The sequence below is a fragment of the Pseudomonas sp. NFACC51 genome (assembly GCF_900103575.1).
Lineage (GTDB): Bacteria > Pseudomonadota > Gammaproteobacteria > Pseudomonadales > Pseudomonadaceae > Aquipseudomonas > Aquipseudomonas fluorescens_Q.
This window is the reverse complement of sequence record NZ_FMXH01000004.1, coordinates 240,953-260,215: the sequence shown is the minus strand read 5'-3', so window position 1 is coordinate 260,215 and position 19,263 is coordinate 240,953. Positions and strand designations below refer to the sequence as shown.

15 protein-coding genes are annotated in these 19,263 nt (G+C 62.6%); 12 read left to right on the top strand and 3 right to left on the bottom strand.

Going from position 1 to position 19,263, the window contains the following annotated elements:
* The first annotated feature begins 84 nt into the window (after positions 1 to 84).
* From BLT00_RS10580 to BLT00_RS10570, 3 genes are read left to right on the top strand one after another with little or no spacing between them, the layout of a single operon-like run.
* Positions 85 to 1,989, top strand: coding sequence for a two-component sensor histidine kinase AauS (locus tag BLT00_RS10580; RefSeq protein WP_063324636.1), 1,905 nt, complete (start codon positions 85 to 87; stop codon positions 1,987 to 1,989).
* Positions 1,986 to 3,314 carry a two-component response regulator AauR gene (locus tag BLT00_RS10575; protein ID WP_063324635.1) on the top strand — a complete coding sequence of 443 codons (1,329 nt, stop codon included), beginning with the start codon at positions 1,986 to 1,988 and terminating at the stop codon, positions 3,312 to 3,314. Before BLT00_RS10580 ends, BLT00_RS10575 begins: the two co-directional genes overlap by 4 nt.
* A 28-nt stretch (positions 3,315 to 3,342) precedes the next feature.
* The gene (locus tag BLT00_RS10570) at positions 3,343 to 3,672 is read left to right on the top strand and encodes a GlpM family protein (protein WP_170862026.1); all 330 of its coding nucleotides are present in this window, start codon (positions 3,343 to 3,345) and stop codon (positions 3,670 to 3,672) included.
* A 50-nt stretch (positions 3,673 to 3,722) separates the two neighbouring features.
* On the opposite strand, the gene BLT00_RS10565 is transcribed toward BLT00_RS10570, so the two are convergent.
* Complete coding sequence (locus BLT00_RS10565) at positions 3,723 to 4,337, bottom strand: NAD(P)-dependent oxidoreductase (protein ID WP_092145142.1); 615 nt, start codon at positions 4,335 to 4,337, stop codon at positions 3,723 to 3,725.
* A 218-nt stretch (positions 4,338 to 4,555) separates the two neighbouring features.
* On the bottom strand, positions 4,556 to 5,434 hold the full coding sequence (locus tag BLT00_RS10555) for an MBL fold metallo-hydrolase (protein ID WP_092145140.1): 879 nt from the start codon (positions 5,432 to 5,434) through the stop codon (positions 4,556 to 4,558).
* Between the two features lie 111 nt (positions 5,435 to 5,545).
* On the opposite strand from BLT00_RS10555, the gene BLT00_RS10550 reads away from it, so the two are divergent.
* The 8 genes from BLT00_RS10550 (at position 5,546) to BLT00_RS10515 (ending at position 15,673) form a co-directional block, all read left to right on the top strand.
* Positions 5,546 to 6,451, top strand: coding sequence for a LysR family transcriptional regulator (locus BLT00_RS10550; RefSeq protein ID WP_092145138.1), 906 nt, complete (start codon positions 5,546 to 5,548; stop codon positions 6,449 to 6,451).
* Between the two features lie 129 nt (positions 6,452 to 6,580).
* On the top strand, positions 6,581 to 8,089 hold the full coding sequence (locus BLT00_RS10545; RefSeq protein WP_063324630.1) for a sigma-54-dependent transcriptional regulator: 1,509 nt from the start codon (positions 6,581 to 6,583) through the stop codon (positions 8,087 to 8,089).
* A 422-nt stretch (positions 8,090 to 8,511) separates the two neighbouring features.
* Positions 8,512 to 8,895 carry a glycine cleavage system protein GcvH gene (gcvH, locus tag BLT00_RS10540; RefSeq protein WP_003205000.1) on the top strand — a complete coding sequence of 128 codons (384 nt, stop codon included), beginning with the start codon at positions 8,512 to 8,514 and terminating at the stop codon, positions 8,893 to 8,895.
* A gap of 10 nt (positions 8,896 to 8,905) precedes the next feature.
* A complete protein-coding gene (gcvP, locus tag BLT00_RS10535; RefSeq protein WP_092145136.1) occupies positions 8,906 to 11,767 on the top strand; it encodes an aminomethyl-transferring glycine dehydrogenase in 2,862 nt (953 codons plus the stop codon).
* Between the two features lie 176 nt (positions 11,768 to 11,943).
* A complete protein-coding gene (locus BLT00_RS10530) occupies positions 11,944 to 13,320 on the top strand; it encodes an L-serine ammonia-lyase (protein ID WP_063324627.1) in 1,377 nt (458 codons plus the stop codon).
* Between the two features lie 39 nt (positions 13,321 to 13,359).
* Complete coding sequence (gcvT, locus tag BLT00_RS10525; protein ID WP_092145134.1) at positions 13,360 to 14,484, top strand: glycine cleavage system aminomethyltransferase GcvT; 1,125 nt, start codon at positions 13,360 to 13,362, stop codon at positions 14,482 to 14,484.
* Between the two features lie 394 nt (positions 14,485 to 14,878).
* Complete coding sequence (locus tag BLT00_RS10520; RefSeq protein WP_003175786.1) at positions 14,879 to 15,091, top strand: cold-shock protein; 213 nt, start codon at positions 14,879 to 14,881, stop codon at positions 15,089 to 15,091.
* Between the two features lie 93 nt (positions 15,092 to 15,184).
* A complete protein-coding gene (locus BLT00_RS10515; RefSeq protein WP_014339905.1) occupies positions 15,185 to 15,673 on the top strand; it encodes an RDD family protein in 489 nt (162 codons plus the stop codon).
* 234 nt (positions 15,674 to 15,907) lie between these two features.
* Here the strand turns inward: BLT00_RS10515 and nadA are convergent, their stop codons facing one another.
* Positions 15,908 to 16,966: a quinolinate synthase NadA gene (gene nadA / locus BLT00_RS10510; protein WP_063324624.1), complete on the bottom strand. Its 1,059-nt coding sequence runs from the start codon at positions 16,964 to 16,966 to the stop codon at positions 15,908 to 15,910.
* 475 nt (positions 16,967 to 17,441) lie between these two features.
* Between nadA and BLT00_RS10500 the strand changes: the two genes are divergently transcribed.
* A complete protein-coding gene (locus BLT00_RS10500; protein WP_092145130.1) occupies positions 17,442 to 19,259 on the top strand; it encodes a copper resistance system multicopper oxidase in 1,818 nt (605 codons plus the stop codon).
* Positions 19,260 to 19,263: the final 4 nt, after the last annotated feature.

Genomic DNA, 19,263 nt, shown 5'->3' with positions numbered 1-19,263 from the left:
AGCCGAGCGGGAGCAAGCTCCCTCGCCACCGGACCGGGTTCGAAGGGCGGCCGCCGCCACACTGGTTGACCCAAGGCTTCTGTGATGAAATGCGACCCCACCCTCTATCGCGCCGCGCCGCCATCACTCGCCGTGAAACCCCGCCTGATCCGCCATCTGTTCCTGCCGCCACTGGTCATTGCCCTGATGATCGGCCTGGGTTACCTCGGCTTCTGGATCAGCGAGCACTATGGCGTACGTGGCCTCGCCGAGAATGGCGAGCGCCAGTTGGAACTGCACGCCCGTGCGGTCGAGAGCGAGATCAGCAAGTACACCTACCTGCCCAGCCTGCTGGAGCTTGAGTCAAGTGTCTCGCAACTGCTCGACGACCCGACACCCGAGCACCGCAAGATCGTCAATGAATACCTCGAAGGCCTTAACCGTCGCAGCCGCAGCCGGGCCATCTACGTGATGGACACCACCGGCCGGGTGATGGCTACCAGCAACTGGCGCGATGTCGACAGTTACCTGGGCGAAGACCTGTCCTTCCGCGCCTACTTCCAGAATGCCGTGCGCGGCCAGCCGGGGCGCTTCTACGGAATCGGCAGTACCAACGGCGAACCCGGCTACTACCTGGCCCATGGCTTGGAGCAACAAGGCAAGATCATCGGCGTCGCCGTGGTCAAGGTGCGCCTCGAAGCCCTTGAGGAACGCTGGCAACGTGCGCGGCTGGAGGCGTTCGTCAGTGATGAGAACGGCATCATTATCCTGTCCAGCGACCCGGCGCGACGGCTCAAGTCGGTTCGCCCCCTGAGCGACGACACCAAGGAACGCCTGGCCCGCAGCCTGCAGTACTACTGGTTCCCGCTCAATGAACTGGTGCCCCTGGCCCGGGAACGCCTGGCCGAAGGCATGGAGAAGCTGACGTTCCCGGCCAACAGCGAACTGGTGTCCGACGAGCGCGCCATCAGCTACTTGTCGCAGACCCGGCCCTTGAGCGATACACCGTGGAATTTCACCCTGCTGACCCCACTTGAAGACCTGCGTCGCCAGGCGATCAACCAAGGCATCCTGGTGGCCGTGGCCTTCGCCCTGGTGGCATTCCTGTTGATCGCCTGGAACGAACGGCGCAAGGTCATCGCCACCCGTCTCGCGGCCCGGGAAGCCTTGCAGCAAGCCAACAACCAGCTCGAGCGTCGGATTACCGAACGCACCACCGACCTGCGCGCCAGCAACGAACGACTCAAGGGCCAGATCCGCGAGCGGCGACAGGCCGAAGAGACCTTGCGCCGGGCCCAGGACGAATTGGTCCAGGCCGGAAAACTGGCTGCCATCGGCCAGATGTCCACCAGCATCGCCCACGAACTCAACCAGCCGCTGGCGGCACTGCGCACCTTGTCCGGCAACACCGTGCGCTTCCTGGAACGCGGCCAGCTGGATATCGCCAGCGCCAACCTCAAGACCATCAACGATTTGATCGACCGCATGGGCCGGATCACCGCCAGCCTGCGCTCCTTTGCCCGGCGTGGGGACGACCAGGGCCAGGCCAGCCTCGGCAACGGTGTCGAGGCCGCGCTGCAACTGCTGGGCGCTCGTCTTGAAAGCTTGAACATCCAGATTCATTCCAGCTTCGACGACGTCCAGGTGCAAATTGACCAGACGCGCCTGGAGCAGATCCTGGTGAACCTGATCGGCAATGCCCTGGACGCCATGCAGACGCAACCCGAACCGCAGCTCTGGCTCGAAGGCCAGGCCGGCGATGGCAAATATCGCCTGCGCGTGCGGGATAACGGCCATGGCATTGACCCAGAAGCACGCAAGCATCTGTTCGAACCCTTCTTCACCACCAAACCCGGCGAACAAGGCCTGGGCCTGGGCCTGACGCTTTCCGCCAGCCTGGCCGCTGCCACGGGTGGATACCTGGGCGTCGAACACCCGGTCGAGGGCAGTGGAACCACGTTTGTCCTCAGTTTACCGTTGGTAAGCCTTTTACCTGCCGAGCCGCTATGAACAACGACCTGAGCGTATTGATCGTCGAAGACGACCCCCATGTCCTGCTGGGCTGCAAGCAGGCACTGACCCTGGAAGACATTCCCTGCATCGGCGTGGGCAGCGCCGAAGAGGCCCTGGAGCGCGTCGACGATAACTTTGCCGGCATCGTCATCAGCGACATTCGCCTGCCGGGCATCGATGGCCTGGAACTGCTGACCCGACTCAAGGCGCGGGACCGCAGCTTGCCGGTGGTGCTGATCACTGGCCACGGCGATATCTCCATGGCCGTCGGCGCCATGCAAAAAGGTGCCTATGACTTCATGGAGAAACCCTTCTCCCCTGAACGCCTGGTGGACGTCGCCCGCCGTGCCCTGGAGCAGCGCAGCCTCGCCCGGGAAGTGTCGTCGCTGCGTCGGCAATTGGCCGAACGCGATTCCCTGGAAGGCCGGATCATCGGCCGCTCGCCCGCCATGCAGCACCTGCGCGCGCTGATCGCCAACGTCGCCGACACCTCGGCCAACGTGCTGATCGAAGGTGAAACCGGTACTGGCAAGGAATTGGTCGCCCGTTGCCTGCATGACTTCAGCCGACGCCACGACAAGCAGTTCGTCGCACTGAACTGCGGCGGCCTGCCAGAGAACCTGTTCGAAAGCGAGATTTTCGGCCACGAGGCCAATGCCTTTACCGGTGCCGGCAAACGCCGGATCGGCAAGATCGAGCACGCCGATGGCGGCACGTTGTTTCTCGACGAAGTGGAAAGCATGCCCCTGCCCTTGCAGATCAAGTTGCTGCGCGTGTTGCAGGAACGCACCCTAGAGCGCCTGGGTTCGAACCAGAGCGTGGCCGTGGATTGCCGGGTGATCGCCGCCACCAAGTCCGACCTGGACGAAATGGGCCGCACCGGGCAGTTCCGCAGCGACTTGTATTACCGCCTCAACGTGGTGACCCTGGAACTGCCGCCCTTGCGCGAGCGACGCGAAGACATCCTGCAACTGTTCGAGCATTTTCTCCAGCAGTCGTCCCTGCGCTTCGACCGCACGGTGCCGGAGCTGGACAACCAGACCCTGTCGAACCTGATGAGCCACGACTGGCCGGGCAACGTACGCGAACTGCGCAACGTCGCCGAGCGTTACGCCCTGGGCCTGCCGGCGTTCAAGCGCTCCGGTGCCAGCGGCGGCAACCAGGGCCTGGCTTTCGCCGAAGCAGTCGAAGCCTTCGAGCGCAACCTGCTGGTGGACGCCCTGCAACGCAGCGGCGGCAACCTGACCCAGGCCAGCCAGGAGCTGGGCATGGCCAAGACCACGCTGTTCGACAAAGTCAAAAAATATGGCTTGAGCCATTAATCAACTGGGCGGGAAACCTGTGGATCTGATTTTCAAGGCAGCGCTCGGTGCAGCCGTGGTGGTCATCCTGGCAATGCTGGCCAAGACCAGGAACTATTACATCGCCGGGCTCGTGCCACTGTTCCCGACCTTCGCCCTGATTGCCCATTACATCGTCGGCAAGGGCCGTTCGGTGGATGACCTGAAGACCACCATCGTGTTTGGGATGTGGTCGATCATTCCGTACTTTGTCTACCTGGCGACGCTGTATGTGATGGTCGACCGCATGCGCCTGGAGGCGTCCCTGGCCGTGGCGGCGGTGGCGTGGTTGATGGCCGCGACGGTGCTGGTCAGCGTCTGGGTGAGAGTCCATGGCTAAATAAACTGTGGCCCCCATGTGGGAGCCACCCTGCTCGCGAAAGCGCCCGATCAATACCCGACGGTAAACCGTGTGCGCGAAAACTGCGGCGTTTCCACTTCATCGATCATCGCAATGGCGTAATCGGCAAAGCTGATCCAACTACGCCCGGCGTCGTCGAACAGCAAGTGATCCTTGCCGAGACGGAACTGCTCCGTGCGCTCGGTTTCGACGAACTCCGCCGAAGGCGAAAGGAAGGTCCAGTCCAGGTCCTGCTCCTGGCGCAGTACGTCCAGGAACAATGCTCCGGCGCTGGCTTCGGCCAGGTATTCCTCCGGGAAGCCATCGCTGTCGATCACACGGCTGTTATCCGGCAGCAACAACGAACCCGCCCCACCGACGACCAGCAAACGCTTGACCCCAGCGGCTTTCACCGGCGCGATGACCTTGTCGGCCGGCACGGTGGCAAAGTGCGCCGCGCTGATCACCACATCGTGATCGGTCACCGCCGCCGTCAACGCCTCGCTGTCCAATACATCCAGTTGCTTGCTGACCACACCGGCCCTTTCACCGATTTTCGCGGTGTTGCGGGCAATGGCCGTCACGCTGTGGCCACGGCGCAGGGCTTCTTCCAGCAATTGGCTGCCGGCGCGACCGGTGGCTCCGATGATTGCGATTTTGCTCATGGTGTTCTCCAGTGATTACACATAACTGCTATCGAAGGTGTGCTCGAAACGGACACGACAAATCTTTGTGGCGAGGGAGCTTGCTCCCGCTCGGCTGCGAAGCAGTCGCAAAACGGCTCATGCGGTGTGTCAGGTACACTCCATTCAATGAAATTGGGGCCGCTGCGCAGCCCAGCGGGAGCAAGCTCCCTCGCCACAAAAGCTCATCCGCCAGGGGTTCACCACTTCATTTCGCCCTTGGCAACCTTGGCGCTGAGCTCCAGGGAGCTGTCTTCACCCAAGTCCGGATAGCGCTTTTTCATGGCGGCGATCAGTGCGGTGGAATCTTTGGCCCGGACAGTTTCCTCGTCGAAGGCCTTGATGTAGTCAGCGGTGAATGTCACCGAGGCCAGGGACCGGGCACTTTCACCCAGGTAATGGCCCGGAATCACGGTGTTCGGGCGCAGCTTTTCAATGGCCGCCAGCGTCCCAAGCCAATCCTTGTGAGACTGCGGCGTCTGGGTGTCAGCCATCCACACATGAATGTTCTCGGCCACCACCACACCGCCTACCACGGCCTTGATCGACGGAATCCACACGAAACTGCGGTCCGGCTGTGGGCCATCCAGGCCGACGACCTGCAAGCGCTGGCCTTCCAGGGTCAGGCTGTCGCCCTTGAGCACCTGGGGCACGATGGCTTTGGTCGGGGCATCGGTCTTCAGGATCGGTCCCCAGTATTTCAGCTTGCCGTCCATGGTCTGCTTGATGTGCTCGACAGTCGGTGCGGACGCCAGCACCTTGGCCTCAGGAAACGCGGCAACCAGGGTTTCCAGACCAAAATAGTAGTCTGGATCGCCATGGCTGACGTAGATCGTGGTCAGTTGTTTGCCGCTGGCGCGGATCTTTTCCACGACCTGCACGGCTTGGGACTTGCCGAACTGGGCGTCTACCAGGATCGCCTCCCTCTCGCCGCTGACCAATACCGAGGTCACCGGAAAAATCGCTGCCGCTCCTGGGTTGTAGATGTCCAGCGTCAGGTCCGCAGCCCAGGTGTGTGTGGCGAACGCCAGTGAGGCGGTCGCCAGCAACAGGCGCTTGAGTGGGGTGAATGCGGTCATGGGTGCTCCATTGTCCAAAAGCCCGAAGGGAATGAGACGAAGCTTAGTGACCTGATTCATTTCAAAAAATGCGATGATCCAACATAGTTTGTTTCTGAAATCGGGCAGATCATGGATCGTCTACAAGCAATGCGGGTGTTCGTCACGGTGGTGGACCTGGGCAGTCAGTCGGCGGCGGCCGAGCATCTGGACCTGTCGCGCCCAGTGGTGTCGCGGTATCTGGCGGAGCTGGAGGACTGGGTCGGTGCCCGGCTGATGCACCGCACCACCCGCAAGCTGAGCCTGACGGCCGCAGGCACGGAGATCCTGCCGCGGTGCCGGCAGATGCTGGAGCTGTCCGGCGACATGCAAGCCGCCGTCAGCACCCCGGACGATGCGCCACGGGGCATGTTGCGCATCAGTGCCAGTACCTCGTTCGGCCAGGCCCAACTGGCGAGCGCCATGGCCGAATACGTCAAGCGCTACCCAGGGGTGAGCGTCGACCTGCAGATGCTCGACCGCACCGGGAACCTGGTGGATGAGCGCATCGACCTGGCGATCCGCATGAGCAACGACCTGGACCCGAACCTGATTGCCCGTCGCCTCACGGTCTGCCGCTCGGTGATCTGCGCCTCGCCACAGTATCTGCGCGAGCACTCGACACCGCTGCGAGTGGAAGACCTGAGCCGACACAACTGCCTGACCCACTCCTACGTCGGCAAGAGCCTGTGGCATTTCGAGCAGGACGGCGAGCAGGTCTCGGTGCCGGTGCAAGGTAATATCAGCGCCAACGAAGCCAGCACATTGCTTCAAGCCACGATAGCCGGTGCCGGCGTGGCCATGCTGCCCAGCTACCAGGCCGGCGCCCATATCAAGAACGGCGAACTGATCCGCCTGCTGCCCCACGCCGAACCCCGCCGGATGAACATGTACGCGGTGTACGCCTCACGCAAGCACATGCCCTCGGCGCTGCGCAGTCTGCTGGATTTCCTGGTACAGAAATTTCCCGAGGTACCGGAGTGGGATGTGGGGTTGTAGAACATATTCGCCTCACCACCGTCCCCCTGTGGGAGTTCGGTGCGTTTCTCAAGAGTTGCACCAGGATTTCACCAATAGCCCGCCCCAAGGCATACTTGCGACCCTCCGAGTTCCAGAACCCATCGCCCCATGCGTATCCACGTCAGTTTCATCGACCGCGTCGGCATCACCCAGGAAGTCCTGGCCTTGCTCGGTGGACGCAATCTAAACCTGGATGCGGTGGAGATGGTGCCGCCCAACGTCTACATCGACGCCCCGACCCTCAGCCCGCAAGTGCTCGACGAGTTGCGCGAGGCGCTGTTCAGCGTGCGCGGCGTGCAGGCGGTCACCGTGGTGGACATCCTGCCGGGCCAGCGTCGGCACTTGCAGCTCGATGCCTTGCTCGCGGCCATGACCGACCCGGTGCTGGCCCTGGACAGTGCCGGCAAGGTGCTGCTGGCCAATCCGGCGCTGATTGCCCTGTACGGGCGTGAACCGGCCGGGGAAAGCGTGGCCGAGCTGTTCGGTGACGAGGCATTGCTGGACGCCTTGCTGGAGAACGGTTTTCGCTTGCCGCTGCGGGAAATCACCCTCAATGGCCAGACCTTGCTGCTGGACGCTACGCCCATCACCGATGCCGGCGCGCTGCTGACGCTGTATCAGCCGAACCGCATCGGCGAGCGCCTGTCGGCATTGCATCACGATCACGCCGAAGGCTTCGACGCGCTGCTGGGCGAATCCCCGGCGATCCGCACCCTCAAGGCCCGGGCCCAGCGGGTCGCGGCGCTGGACGCACCACTGCTGATCCAGGGCGAAACCGGCACCGGCAAGGAACTGGTGGCCCGGGCTTGCCATGCCATCAGCGCCCGTCATGGCGCACCGTTCCTGGCCCTGAACTGCGCGGCATTGCCGGAGAACCTGGCCGAAAGCGAACTGTTCGGCTATGCCCCCGGCGCCTTCACCGGCGCGCAACGAGGCGGCAAGCCGGGGCTGATGGAGCTGGCGAACCAGGGCACGGTATTCCTCGATGAAATCGGCGAGATGTCGCCGTACCTGCAAGCCAAGCTGCTGCGCTTCTTGAACGATGGCAGCTTCCGCCGGGTGGGCGGCGACCGGGAAATCAAGGTCAACGTGCGGATCCTCAGCGCCACCCACCGCAACCTGGAGAAAATGGTCAGCGAGGGCTCGTTCCGCGAAGACCTGTTCTATCGCCTGAACGTGCTCAATGTCGAAGTCCCGCCGCTGCGTGAACGCGGCCAGGACATCCTGCTGCTGGCGCGTTATTTCATGCAGCAGGCCTGCGCGCAGATCCAGCGCCCGGTCTGCCGCCTGGCCCCCGGCACGTACCCGGCCCTGCTGGGCAACCGCTGGCCGGGCAACGTGCGGCAATTGCAGAACGTGATCTTCCGCGCCGCCGCCATTTGCGAAAGCAGCCTGGTGGACATCGGCGACCTGGACATCGCCGGCACCTCCGTCGCGCGCCAGGGCGATGTGGAAGTCGAAAGCCTGGAACAGGCCGTGGAAAACTTCGAGAAGCACCTGCTCGAAAGCCTCTACGTCAACTACCCCTCCACCCGCCAGCTCGCCAGCCGCCTGCAAACTTCCCACACCGCGATTGCCCATCGGTTGCGCAAGTACGGGATTTCCGGGAAGCCATAAACCCGCCGCAGTCCCCCTTGTGGCAGCTTGCTCGCGATGACGGTCGCCCAGCCAGCCATAGGTTGACTGACACACCGCTATCGCGAGCAAGCGCCCACAGGGTTCTGAGTTGCGGTCGAAATCATGTCAAAAACGACCTCCACCTGTACTGAAAGCGCTACAGTGGAACGATATCGCTACACTCATCGCCAAGCAGCGCTGCGCAAGGCTTTGATCCCACAACGATTTTATCCGGCCTCCCCAGCTGTAGCGATTTCGCTACAGCTAAGTCGATCCAAGTTTCGACAAAACCAATCAAGTCATTGATATATAAGCACTTATTCACATTGGCCGCATTCTTGCTATGGGTATTAGCATTCGGCCGGGCCAAGCCCCGCGCCTTTCTTCGCGTCCACCAGACGAATCTGGCCCCAGGAGTTTCCATGAGCGAGTTGCGTTTCACTGAAGATCACGAATGGCTGCGCACCGAAGCCGACGGCAGCGTTACTGTCGGTATTACTGCGTTTGCCCAGAACGCCTTGGGCGATGTGGTCTATGTTCAGTTACCGGAACTGCAAAGCTACGACAAGGGTGCCGAAGCCTCCACCGTGGAATCGGTGAAAGCGGCCAGCGGTGTCTACATGCCACTGGACGGTGAAGTGCTCGAGGTGAACCCGGCCCTGGAAAGCAATCCGGAATTGGTCAACGAAGATCCCCTGGGCGATGGCTGGTTTTTCCGTTTCAAGCCAGTCAACGCCGCTGCCGTTGGCCAACTGCTGGATCAGGACGCCTACGACCGCCTGATCAAAGCCAACGCCGAAGCCTGAGGAGCGCCACATGACTGTTAATCTCGGCACTGCCAACGAATTCATCGCCCGCCACATCGGCCCGCGTGCCAGCGACGAGCAAGCCATGCTCGAGCGCCTGGGCTACGACTCCCTGGAAGGCCTGAGCGCCAGCGTCATCCCGGAAAGCATCAAGGGCACCAGCGTGCTGGACATGGGCGACGGCCAGAGCGAAGCCGATGCACTGGCCTCGATCAAGGCCATCGCCGCCAAGAACCAACTGTTCAAGACCTACATCGGCCAGGGCTACTACAACTGCCATACGCCGGCACCGATCCTGCGCAACCTGCTGGAAAACCCGGCCTGGTACACCGCCTACACCCCGTATCAGCCAGAAATTTCCCAGGGCCGTCTCGAAGCGCTGCTGAACTTCCAGACCTTGATCAGCGACCTTACCGGCCTGCCGATCGCCAACGCGTCCTTGCTCGACGAAGCCACCGCCGCCGCCGAAGCCATGACCTTCTGCAAGCGCCTGAGCAAGAACAAGGGCAGCAACGCGTTCTTCGCCTCCGTGCACAGCCACCCGCAAACCCTCGACGTGCTGCGCACCCGTGCCGAGCCCCTGGGCATCGACGTGGTGGTCGGCGATGAGCGCGAACTGAGCGACGTCAGCGGCTTCTTCGGCGCGCTGCTGCAATACCCGGCCAGCAACGGTGACCTGTTCGACTACCGCGAACTGACCGAACGCTTCCACACGGCCAACGCCCTGGTAGCGGTGGCCGCGGATCTGCTGGCACTGACCCTGTTGACCCCACCCGGTGAGTTCGGCGCCGACGTGGCCATCGGCAGCGCCCAGCGCCTCGGTGTGCCGCTGGGCTTCGGTGGCCCGCACGCGGCGTATTTCTCCACCAAGGACGCCTTCAAGCGCGACATGCCGGGCCGCCTGGTCGGCGTTTCCGTGGACCGTTTCGGCAAACCGGCCCTGCGCCTGGCGATGCAGACCCGCGAGCAACACATCCGCCGCGAGAAAGCCACGAGCAACATCTGCACCGCCCAGGTGCTGCTGGCCAACATCGCCAGCATGTACGCCGTGTACCACGGTCCCAAGGGCCTGGTGCAAATTGCCAATCGCATCCATCACCTGACCGCGATCCTCGCCAAGGGCCTGGGCGCGCTAGGGCTGAGCGTCGAGCAAGAGAGCTTCTTCGACACCCTGACCTTGCGCACCGGCGCGCAAACCGCTGCCCTGCACGACAAGGCCCGCGCACAGCGCATCAACCTGCGTGTGGTGGACGCTGAACGCCTGGGCCTGTCCCTGGACGAGACCACCAGCCAGGCTGACGTCGAAGCACTGCTCCGTTTGATAGGTAACCTGATGGCCGACGGCAAGGCCGTGCCGGACTTCGCGGCACTGGCCGCCAGCGTGCAAAGCCATATCCCGGCCGAGCTGGTGCGCCAATCGGCGATCCTCAGCCACCCAGTGTTCAACCGCTACCACTCCGAAACCGAGCTGATGCGCTACCTGCGCAAGCTCGCCGACAAGGACCTGGCCCTGGATCGCACCATGATCCCGCTGGGTTCCTGCACCATGAAACTCAACGCCGCCAGCGAAATGATCCCGGTGACCTGGGCCGAGTTCGGCGCCCTGCACCCGTTCGCCCCGGCCGAGCAGAGCGCTGGCTACCAGCAACTGACCGACGAGCTGGAGGCCATGCTCTGCGCCGCCACCGGCTATGACGCGGTGTCGCTGCAACCCAACGCCGGTTCCCAGGGCGAATACGCCGGCCTGCTGGCGATCCGTGCCTATCACCAGAGCCGTGGCGAAGACCGTCGCGACATCTGCCTGATCCCGTCCTCAGCCCACGGCACCAACCCGGCCACCGCCCACATGGCCGGTATGCGCGTGGTCGTGACCGCCTGCGATGCCCGCGGCAACGTCGACATCGAGGACCTGCGGGCCAAGGCCATCGAGCACCGCGAACACCTCGCCGCGCTGATGATCACCTACCCGTCCACCCATGGCGTGTTCGAAGAAGGCATCCGCGAAATCTGCGGCATCATTCATGACAACGGCGGCCAGGTGTACATCGACGGCGCCAACATGAACGCCATGGTCGGCCTCTGCGCCCCAGGCAAGTTCGGTGGCGACGTCTCGCACTTGAACCTGCACAAGACCTTCTGCATCCCCCACGGCGGTGGCGGCCCAGGCGTCGGCCCGATTGGCGTCAAGTCGCACCTGGCACCGTTCCTGCCGGGCCACGCCAACATGGAACGCAAGCAAGGCGCGGTCTGCGCAGCGCCGTTCGGCAGCGCGAGCATCCTGCCGATCACCTGGATGTACATCCGCATGATGGGCGGCGCCGGCCTCAAGCGCGCTTCGCAACTGGCGATCCTCAACGCCAACTACATCGCCCGTCGCCTGGAAGAGCATTACCCGGTGCTCTACTCCGGCAGCAACGGCCTGGTGGCCCACGAATGCATCCTCGACCTGCGCCCGCTCAAGGACAGCAGCGGCATCAGCGTCGATGACGTGGCCAAGCGCCTGATCGATTTCGGTTTCCATGCGCCGACCATGTCGTTCCCGGTGGCCGGCACGTTGATGATCGAGCCGACCGAAAGCGAATCCAAGGAAGAGCTGGACCGCTTCTGCGACGCCATGATCTGCATCCGCGAAGAAATTCGCGCGGTGGAAAACGGCAGCCTGGACAAAGACGACAACCCACTGAAGAACGCCCCGCACACTGCGGCGGAAATCGTCGGTGAGTGGACCCACCCCTACAGCCGCGAACAGGCGGTGTACCCGGTGGCGTCGTTGATCGAAGGCAAGTACTGGCCGCCGGTGGGCCGGGTCGACAACGTGTTCGGCGACCGCAACCTGGTCTGCGCCTGCCCGTCGATCGAAAGCTACGCTTGACCTGTAGGGGGGCGGGTTTGCTCGCCCCTCTCAACAACACCGCGAACCTTGTGGAAGGTCACCTTCTCAAGGAAACCACATCTCCTTTGTGGGAGTGAGCAAGCTCGCTCCCACAAAGGAGCCTGTGCCTCATTTCATAACCGTCGATCCTCATAAAAAGAAACCGGAGAAACACCATGTCGTTAAGCGTGTTCGACCTGTTCAAGATCGGTATCGGCCCGTCCAGCTCCCATACCGTCGGCCCGATGCGTGCCGCTGCCCGTTTCGCCGAGGGGCTGCGTCGCGATGACTTGCTCAATTGCACCACCAGCGTCAAGGTCGAGCTCTACGGCTCGCTCGGCGCCACCGGCAAGGGCCACGGCAGCGACAAGGCCGTGCTGCTGGGCCTGGAAGGCGAGCATCCCGACACCGTGGACACCGAAACCGTCGACGCCCGCCTGCAAGCGATCCGCAGCAGCGGTCGCCTGAACCTGCTCGGCGAACACTCCATCGAATTCAATGAAAAGCTGCACTTGGCGATGATCCGCAAGCCGTTGGCCTTTCACCCCAACGGCATGATCTTCCGCGCCTTCGATGCCGCAGGGCTGCAAGTGCGCAGCCGCGAGTACTACTCGGTGGGTGGCGGTTTTGTCGTCGACGAAGGCGCGGCCGGCGCCGACCGCATCGTCGAAGATGCCACGCCCCTGACCTTCCCCTTCAAGAGCGCCAAGGACCTGCTGGGCCATTGCAGCACCTATGGCCTGTCCATCAGCCAGGTGATGCTGACCAACGAAAGCGCCTGGCGCCCCGAAGCCGAGACCCGTGCCGGCCTGCTGAAAATCTGGCAGGTGATGCAGGATTGCGTGGCGGCGGGCTGTCGCAACGAAGGGATTCTGCCGGGCGGGCTGAAGGTCAAGCGCCGGGCCGCGGCGTTGCACCGCCAGCTGTGCAAGAACCCGGAGGCCGCACTGCGCGACCCGCTGTCGGTGCTCGACTGGGTCAACCTGTACGCCTTGGCGGTCAACGAAGAAAACGCCTATGGCGGGCGCGTCGTCACCGCGCCTACCAACGGGGCGGCGGGGATCATTCCGGCGGTGCTGCATTACTACATGCGCTTTATCCCCGGCGCCAGCGAAGATGGCGTGGTGCGGTTCCTGCTGACCGCAGCCGCCATCGGCATCCTGTACAAGGAAAACGCCTCCATCTCCGGCGCCGAGGTCGGCTGCCAGGGTGAAGTCGGCGTGGCCTGCTCCATGGCCGCCGGCGCCCTGTGCGAAGTGCTCGGCGGCAGCGTGCAGCAAGTGGAAAACGCCGCCGAGATCGGCATGGAACACAATCTTGGCCTGACCTGCGACCCGATCGGCGGCCTGGTGCAGGTACCGTGCATCGAACGCAACGCCATGGGCTCGGTGAAGGCCATCAACGCGGTGCGCATGGCCATGCGCGGCGACGGGCATCACTTCGTCTCCCTCGACAAAGTCATCCGCACCATGCGCCAGACCGGCGCCGACATGAAAAGCAAATACAAGGAGACCGCCCGCGGCGGTCTGGCGGTCAACATCATCGAATGCTGATGCGCTTGCCTCACTTCCACATTTTTTCCAGGAGCTGATATGTCCACCGAACAACTGCTGAAGACCCCGCTGCACGCGCTGCACCTCGAACTCGGCGCCCGTATGGTGCCGTTCGCCGGCTACGACATGCCGGTGCAGTACCCTCTGGGGGTGATGAAGGAACACCAGCACACCCGCGACCAGGCCGGGCTGTTCGATGTGTCCCACATGGGCCAGATCCGCCTGACCGGCGCAGGCGCCGCCAAGGCCCTGGAAACCCTGGTGCCGGTGGACATCATCGACCTGCCGGTGGGCATGCAGCGCTACGCCATGTTCACCAACGACAACGGCGGCATCCTCGACGACCTGATGGTCGCCAACCTGGGCAACGACGAACTGTTCCTGGTGGTCAACGCGGCCTGCAAGGACCAGGACCTAGCCCACCTGCGCACGCACATTGGTGATCAGTGCAGCATCGAGCCACTGTTCGAAGCCCGCGCCCTGCTCGCCCTGCAAGGCCCGGCCGCCGTCACCGTGCTCGCACGCCTGGCGCCGGACGTGGCGAAGATGACCTTCATGCAGTTCCAGCGAGTCACGCTGTTGGGCATGGACTGCTTTGTCAGCCGTTCGGGCTACACCGGTGAAGACGGTTTCGAAATCTCGGTGCCTGCCGCCGAGGCGGAAAAACTGGCCCGCGCCCTGCTGGCCGAGCCGGAAGTCACGGCCATCGGCCTCGGCGCCCGTGACTCGCTGCGCCTGGAAGCCGGCCTGTGCCTCTACGGCCACGACATGAACACCGAGACCACGCCGATCGAAGCCAGCCTGTTGTGGGCGATTTCCAAAGTACGTCGCGCCGACGGCGCCCGCGCTGGCGGTTTCCCCGGCGCTGAAACCGTGTACGCCCAACAACAGGGCGGCGTGAAGCGCAAACGCGTCGGCCTGCTGCCCCAGGAACGTACACCGGTGCGCGAAGGCGCAGAGATCGTCAACGAAGCGGGCGAGATTATCGGCACGGTGTGCAGCGGCGGTTTCGGCCCGACCCTGGGCGGTCCGTTGGCGATGGGTTACCTAGACAGCGCCTATGTCGCCCTGGATACGCCAGTTTGGGCCATCGTGCGTGGGAAAAAGGTGCCTTTACTTGTAAGCAAAATGCCATTCGTCCCACAGCGCTACTACCGCGGTTGATTGACTGTTTCTATAAGTAACGCGATTGCGTTATACGTGCACTAATGTGTAACGCAACCGCCATAAAAAGGTGCATATCCTTAGACATTCAATGGCGCTTATAACAGTCGTTAACAATTGAACTAGCCTATCGAATAAGCCCCGCCCGGCGATGTATGTAAATGCCTGCAAGCTGAGCAAATACGGGCTTCCCCGGGGGGTTGTTTTTTCATTCGTAGTTGGCGTAGAGTTTGGTCACTGTGTTTGCATGGGTCGCTTGGAATCGTGACCTGGGCAGTAGCTTATGAAGTTTGCTACATCCCGTTCGACGTCTCTTACTTTCCTGCAACCCAGCCCAGTACTCTTTCATGCGAAAGAGGCTGTCATCAATTTTAGCGTCAAAGGAAATAAGAAAATGTCTCAACGTCAGAGCGGTACCGTCAAGTGGTTCAACGACGAGAAGGGTTTTGGTTTTATCACGCCTGAAAGCGGTCCGGACCTGTTCGTGCATTTCCGCGCCATCCAGGGCAACGGCTTCAAGAGCCTGAAAGAAGGCCAGAAAGTCACTTTCGTTGCTGTGCAAGGCCAGAAAGGCATGCAGGCTGACGAGGTTCAAGCCGAAGCCTAAGGCTTTCGCGAACTAAAAAGCCCCTGATTGATATCAGGGGCTTTTTTATGGGCGTAAATCCGTAAAATGGCTTCTTTTTCGTCCGAGACCGTCATGCCCAAACACCTGCTCACGCCCCAGGGCGACTTCCCCCCCGCCGGCCTGGGCCGTCGCCTGGCGGCAATGTTCTATGACTTTTTGCTGTGCACGGCGCTGCTGATCGTTACCAGCGGCGCCTACAAGATGATCCAGATGGCGATCATCGGTGAAGAAAAAATGCGTGCCCTGACCGAAGCTGGCGCACTGGACGGCGACCCGTTGCTGTCCACCGTGCTGCTGTTCGTGCTGTTCGGCTTCTTCGCCAAGTTCTGGACCCACAATGGCCAGACCCTGGGCATGCAGGTGTGGTGCATCCGCGTACAGAACGCCGATGGCACGGCCATCAGCCTGTGGCAGGCGCTGTTGCGGTTCGTGGTATCGATTGCGTCATTGCTGCTGGTGGGGCTGGGCTTTATCTGGGCGCTGTTCGACAAGCGCAAGCGCAGTTGGCATGACATCTACTCGGATACGCAGCTGGTGCGGATTCCCAAGAAGACCAAGTAAAGCCACCACCAGACCCCGTGGCGAGGGAGCTTGCTCCCGCTCGGCTGCGAAGCAGTCGTAAGAGGCTTGTGCGATCTATCTGAAGATATCGGGTGCTGACAAGAGGGGCTGCTTCGCAGCCCAGCGGGAGCAAGCTCCCTCGCCACAAAAAGCCTCATAGGCCTCAAGACCTTCCCAAGCTTCAAGCCCCTCTATAAGCCTCAAGACCTTCGAAAATCTCAAGCCTCCCAACAATCAGGCATTCCCCGCCAGCTTCATTCGCGCCGCCTGGGTGAAGTCCAGCATGCGCTTGAGCGGACGAATCGCCTGGGGGATCAGCGCCGGGTCGACGAAGATCTCGTTGGCACCCTCCTGCAAGCTCTTGAGCGTGCGTTCCAGGGTGTTCATCGCCATCCACGGGCAGTGCGCGCAACTGCGGCACGCCGCGCCGTTGCCGGCGGTCGGGGCTTCGATGAAGACTTTGTCCGGGCACAGCTGCTGCATTTTGTAGAAAATACCCCGGTCGGTGGCGACGATCAGCGTCTTGTTCGGCAGGGTCTGGGCCGCAGCGATCAATTGGCTGGTGGAACCCACGGCATCCGCCAGTTCGATCACCGACGTCGGCGACTCCGGGTGCACCAGGATCGCGGCGTCCGGGTACAGCGCCTTCATGTCCTCCAACTGCTTGGACTTGAACTCTTCGTGGACGATACAGGCACCGTCCCAGAGCAGCATGTCGGCGCCGGTCTTGCGCTGGATGTAAGTGCCCAGGTGCTTGTCCGGGCCCCAGATGATCGTCTCGCCGTTGTCCATCAGGCTCTCGACGATTTCCAGCGCGCAACTGGACGTCACCACCCAGTCGGCCCGGGCCTTCACTGCCGCCGAGGTGTTGGCATACACCACCACGGTGCGCTCCGGATGCTGGTCGCAGAACGCCGAGAACTCGTCCACCGGGCAGCCCAGGTCCAGGGAGCAGGTGGCTTCCAGGGTGGGCATCAGCACACGTTTTTCGGGGTTGAGGATCTTGGCGGTCTCGCCCATGAACTTGACCCCCGCCACCACCACGGTCTTGGCCGGGTGGGCATTGCCGAAGCGGGCCATTTCCAGGGAGTCGGACACGCAACCACCGGTCTCTTCGGCCAGGGCCTGGATGATCGGGTCGCAGTAGAAGTGCGCGACCAGCACCGCGTCCTGAGCCTTGAGCTCGGCGGCGATGGCGGCGCGGTACCAGGCCTCTTGCTCGGCGCTCAGCGGCTTGGGCTGCTTGGCGTCGAGGTGGGCCTGGACCAGAAGGCGTTCGGAAATTTGCGTCATGTTCGCAAGACCTGCAAGCGCGTTTAGCGCGAAAGTCGAGTATACACCCGGCTCCGGACCACTCGGGTACCGCCGGGAAAGTGGGTATCAATCAGGCACGGGACTGCATGAAGCCGGCAAGGCTACAGAATATCCCACCGATGCAAAAGATCATTCTGACCTGTGCCCAGGTCCCGGGGCCGGACGCGGCCCTCCGTGGCGAGGGAGCTTGCTCCCGCTGGGGCGCGCAGCGGCCCCAAAATCCATCATTTGACGCGCAAGGTGCGTTGTACCCAGCCTTTTTGGGGCTGCTTCGCAACCCAGCGGGAGCAAGCTCCCTCGCCACAAAAGTCCGTTCATGCCAGTGGATAAGCGCCTCCCTCAAGCTGACTGAAATGTAATCACCTGCCCAGCCGGCTTATGTCATCTTCTGTTCACACCGGCACTGGGCAATGCCCCAGTGCTCGCTGCGAATCGACTGACGGACTTCCATCGCATGCAAACAAAAACTTCCCGGCGAACCTTCGTAAAGGGCCTGACTGCCGGCGGCATCCTCGGTGGCCTGGGCTTGTGGCGCGCGCCTGTCTGGGCGGTCACCAGCCCTGGCCAACCCAACGTTCTGAGCGGCACCGAGTTCGATCTGTTCATCGGCGAAAGCCCGATCAACTTCACCGGCAACCCACGTACCGCCCAGACCATCAACGGCGGCATTCCCGGCCCGCTGCTGCGCTGGCGTGAAGGCGACACCGTCACCCTGCGGGTGCGCAATCGCTTGAAGGAGACAACCTCCATCCACTGGCACGGCATCCTGCTGCCAGCCAACATGGACGGTGTTCCGGGGTTGAGTTTCAAGGGCATCGAACCCGACGGCATGTACGTGTATCAGTTCAAGGTCCGGCAAAACGGCACCTACTGGTACCACAGCCATTCTGGCTTCCAGGAACAATCCGGGGTCTACGGCCCGCTGGTGATCGACGCCAGGGAACCGGAGCCCTTCCAGTACGAACGGGACTATGTGGTGATGCTCACCGACTGGACCGATGAAGACCCCGGCAACATCCTTCGCAAGCTCAAGAAACAGTCGGACTACTACAACTACAACAAACGCACCGTCGGCGACTTCATTGACGATGTGGGCAAGAACGGCTGGGCCAGCACTGTGGCCGATCGCAAGATGTGGGCCGAGATGAAGATGAATCCCACTGACCTGGCCGATGTCAGTGGCGCCACCTACACCTACCTCATGAACGGCCAGGCGCCGGACATGAACTGGACCGGCCTGTTCAAGCCTGGCGAGCGTCTTCGCCTGCGCTTTATCAACGGCTCGGCCATGAGCTATTTCGACGTGCGCATTCCCGGCTTGAAGATGACGGTGGTGGCGTCCGACGGCCAATACGTCAAACCGGTGAGTGTCGATGAGTTTCGGATCGCCGTGGCCGAAACCTATGACGTCATCGTCGAACCGACCCAGGAGGCCTACACCCTGTTCGCCCAGTCCATGGACCGCACCGGCTATGCCCGCGGCACTCTCGCGGCCAGGGCCGGGTTGTCGGCACCGGTGCCGCCCCTGGACCCGCGGCCACTGGTGACCATGGACGACATGGGCATGGGTGGCATGGACCACGGCAGCATGGGCGACATGGGGCAAATGAGCGGCATGGACCACGGCTCGATGCAGGGCATGGCCGGGATGGACGACAGCCAGATGCAAGGCATGGATCATAGCCAGATGCAGGGGATGGGCGACATGGCCGGTATGGATCACGGTGCCATGCAAGGCATGGACGGCATGCTGTCGCACCCCGACACCGAGAAAGACAACCCCCTGGTCGACATGCAGGCCATGAGCGTCAAGCCCAAGCTCGACGACCCGGGCATGGGGCTGCGCGACAACGGCCGCAAAGTGCTGACCTACTCAGACCTGCGCAGCACCTTCCCCGACCCCGACGGTCGCGAGCCGGGCCGTACGATCGAGCTGCACCTGACCGGGCACATGGAGAAATTCGTCTGGTCGTTCAACGGCGTGAAATTTTCCGACGCCGCGCCGCTGCTGCTCAAGTACGGCGAGCGACTGCGCATCGTGCTGATCAACGACACCATGATGACCCACCCCATCCACCTGCACGGCATGTGGAGCGATCTGGAGGACGAGAACGGCCAGTTCATGGTGCGCAAGCACACCATCGACGTGCCACCGGGCGCCAAGCGCAGCTACCGCGTCACCGCCGATGCCCTCGGGCGCTGGGCGTACCACTGTCATCTGCTGTTTCACATGGAGATGGGGATGTTCCGTGAAGTTCGGGTGCAGGAATGAGGAG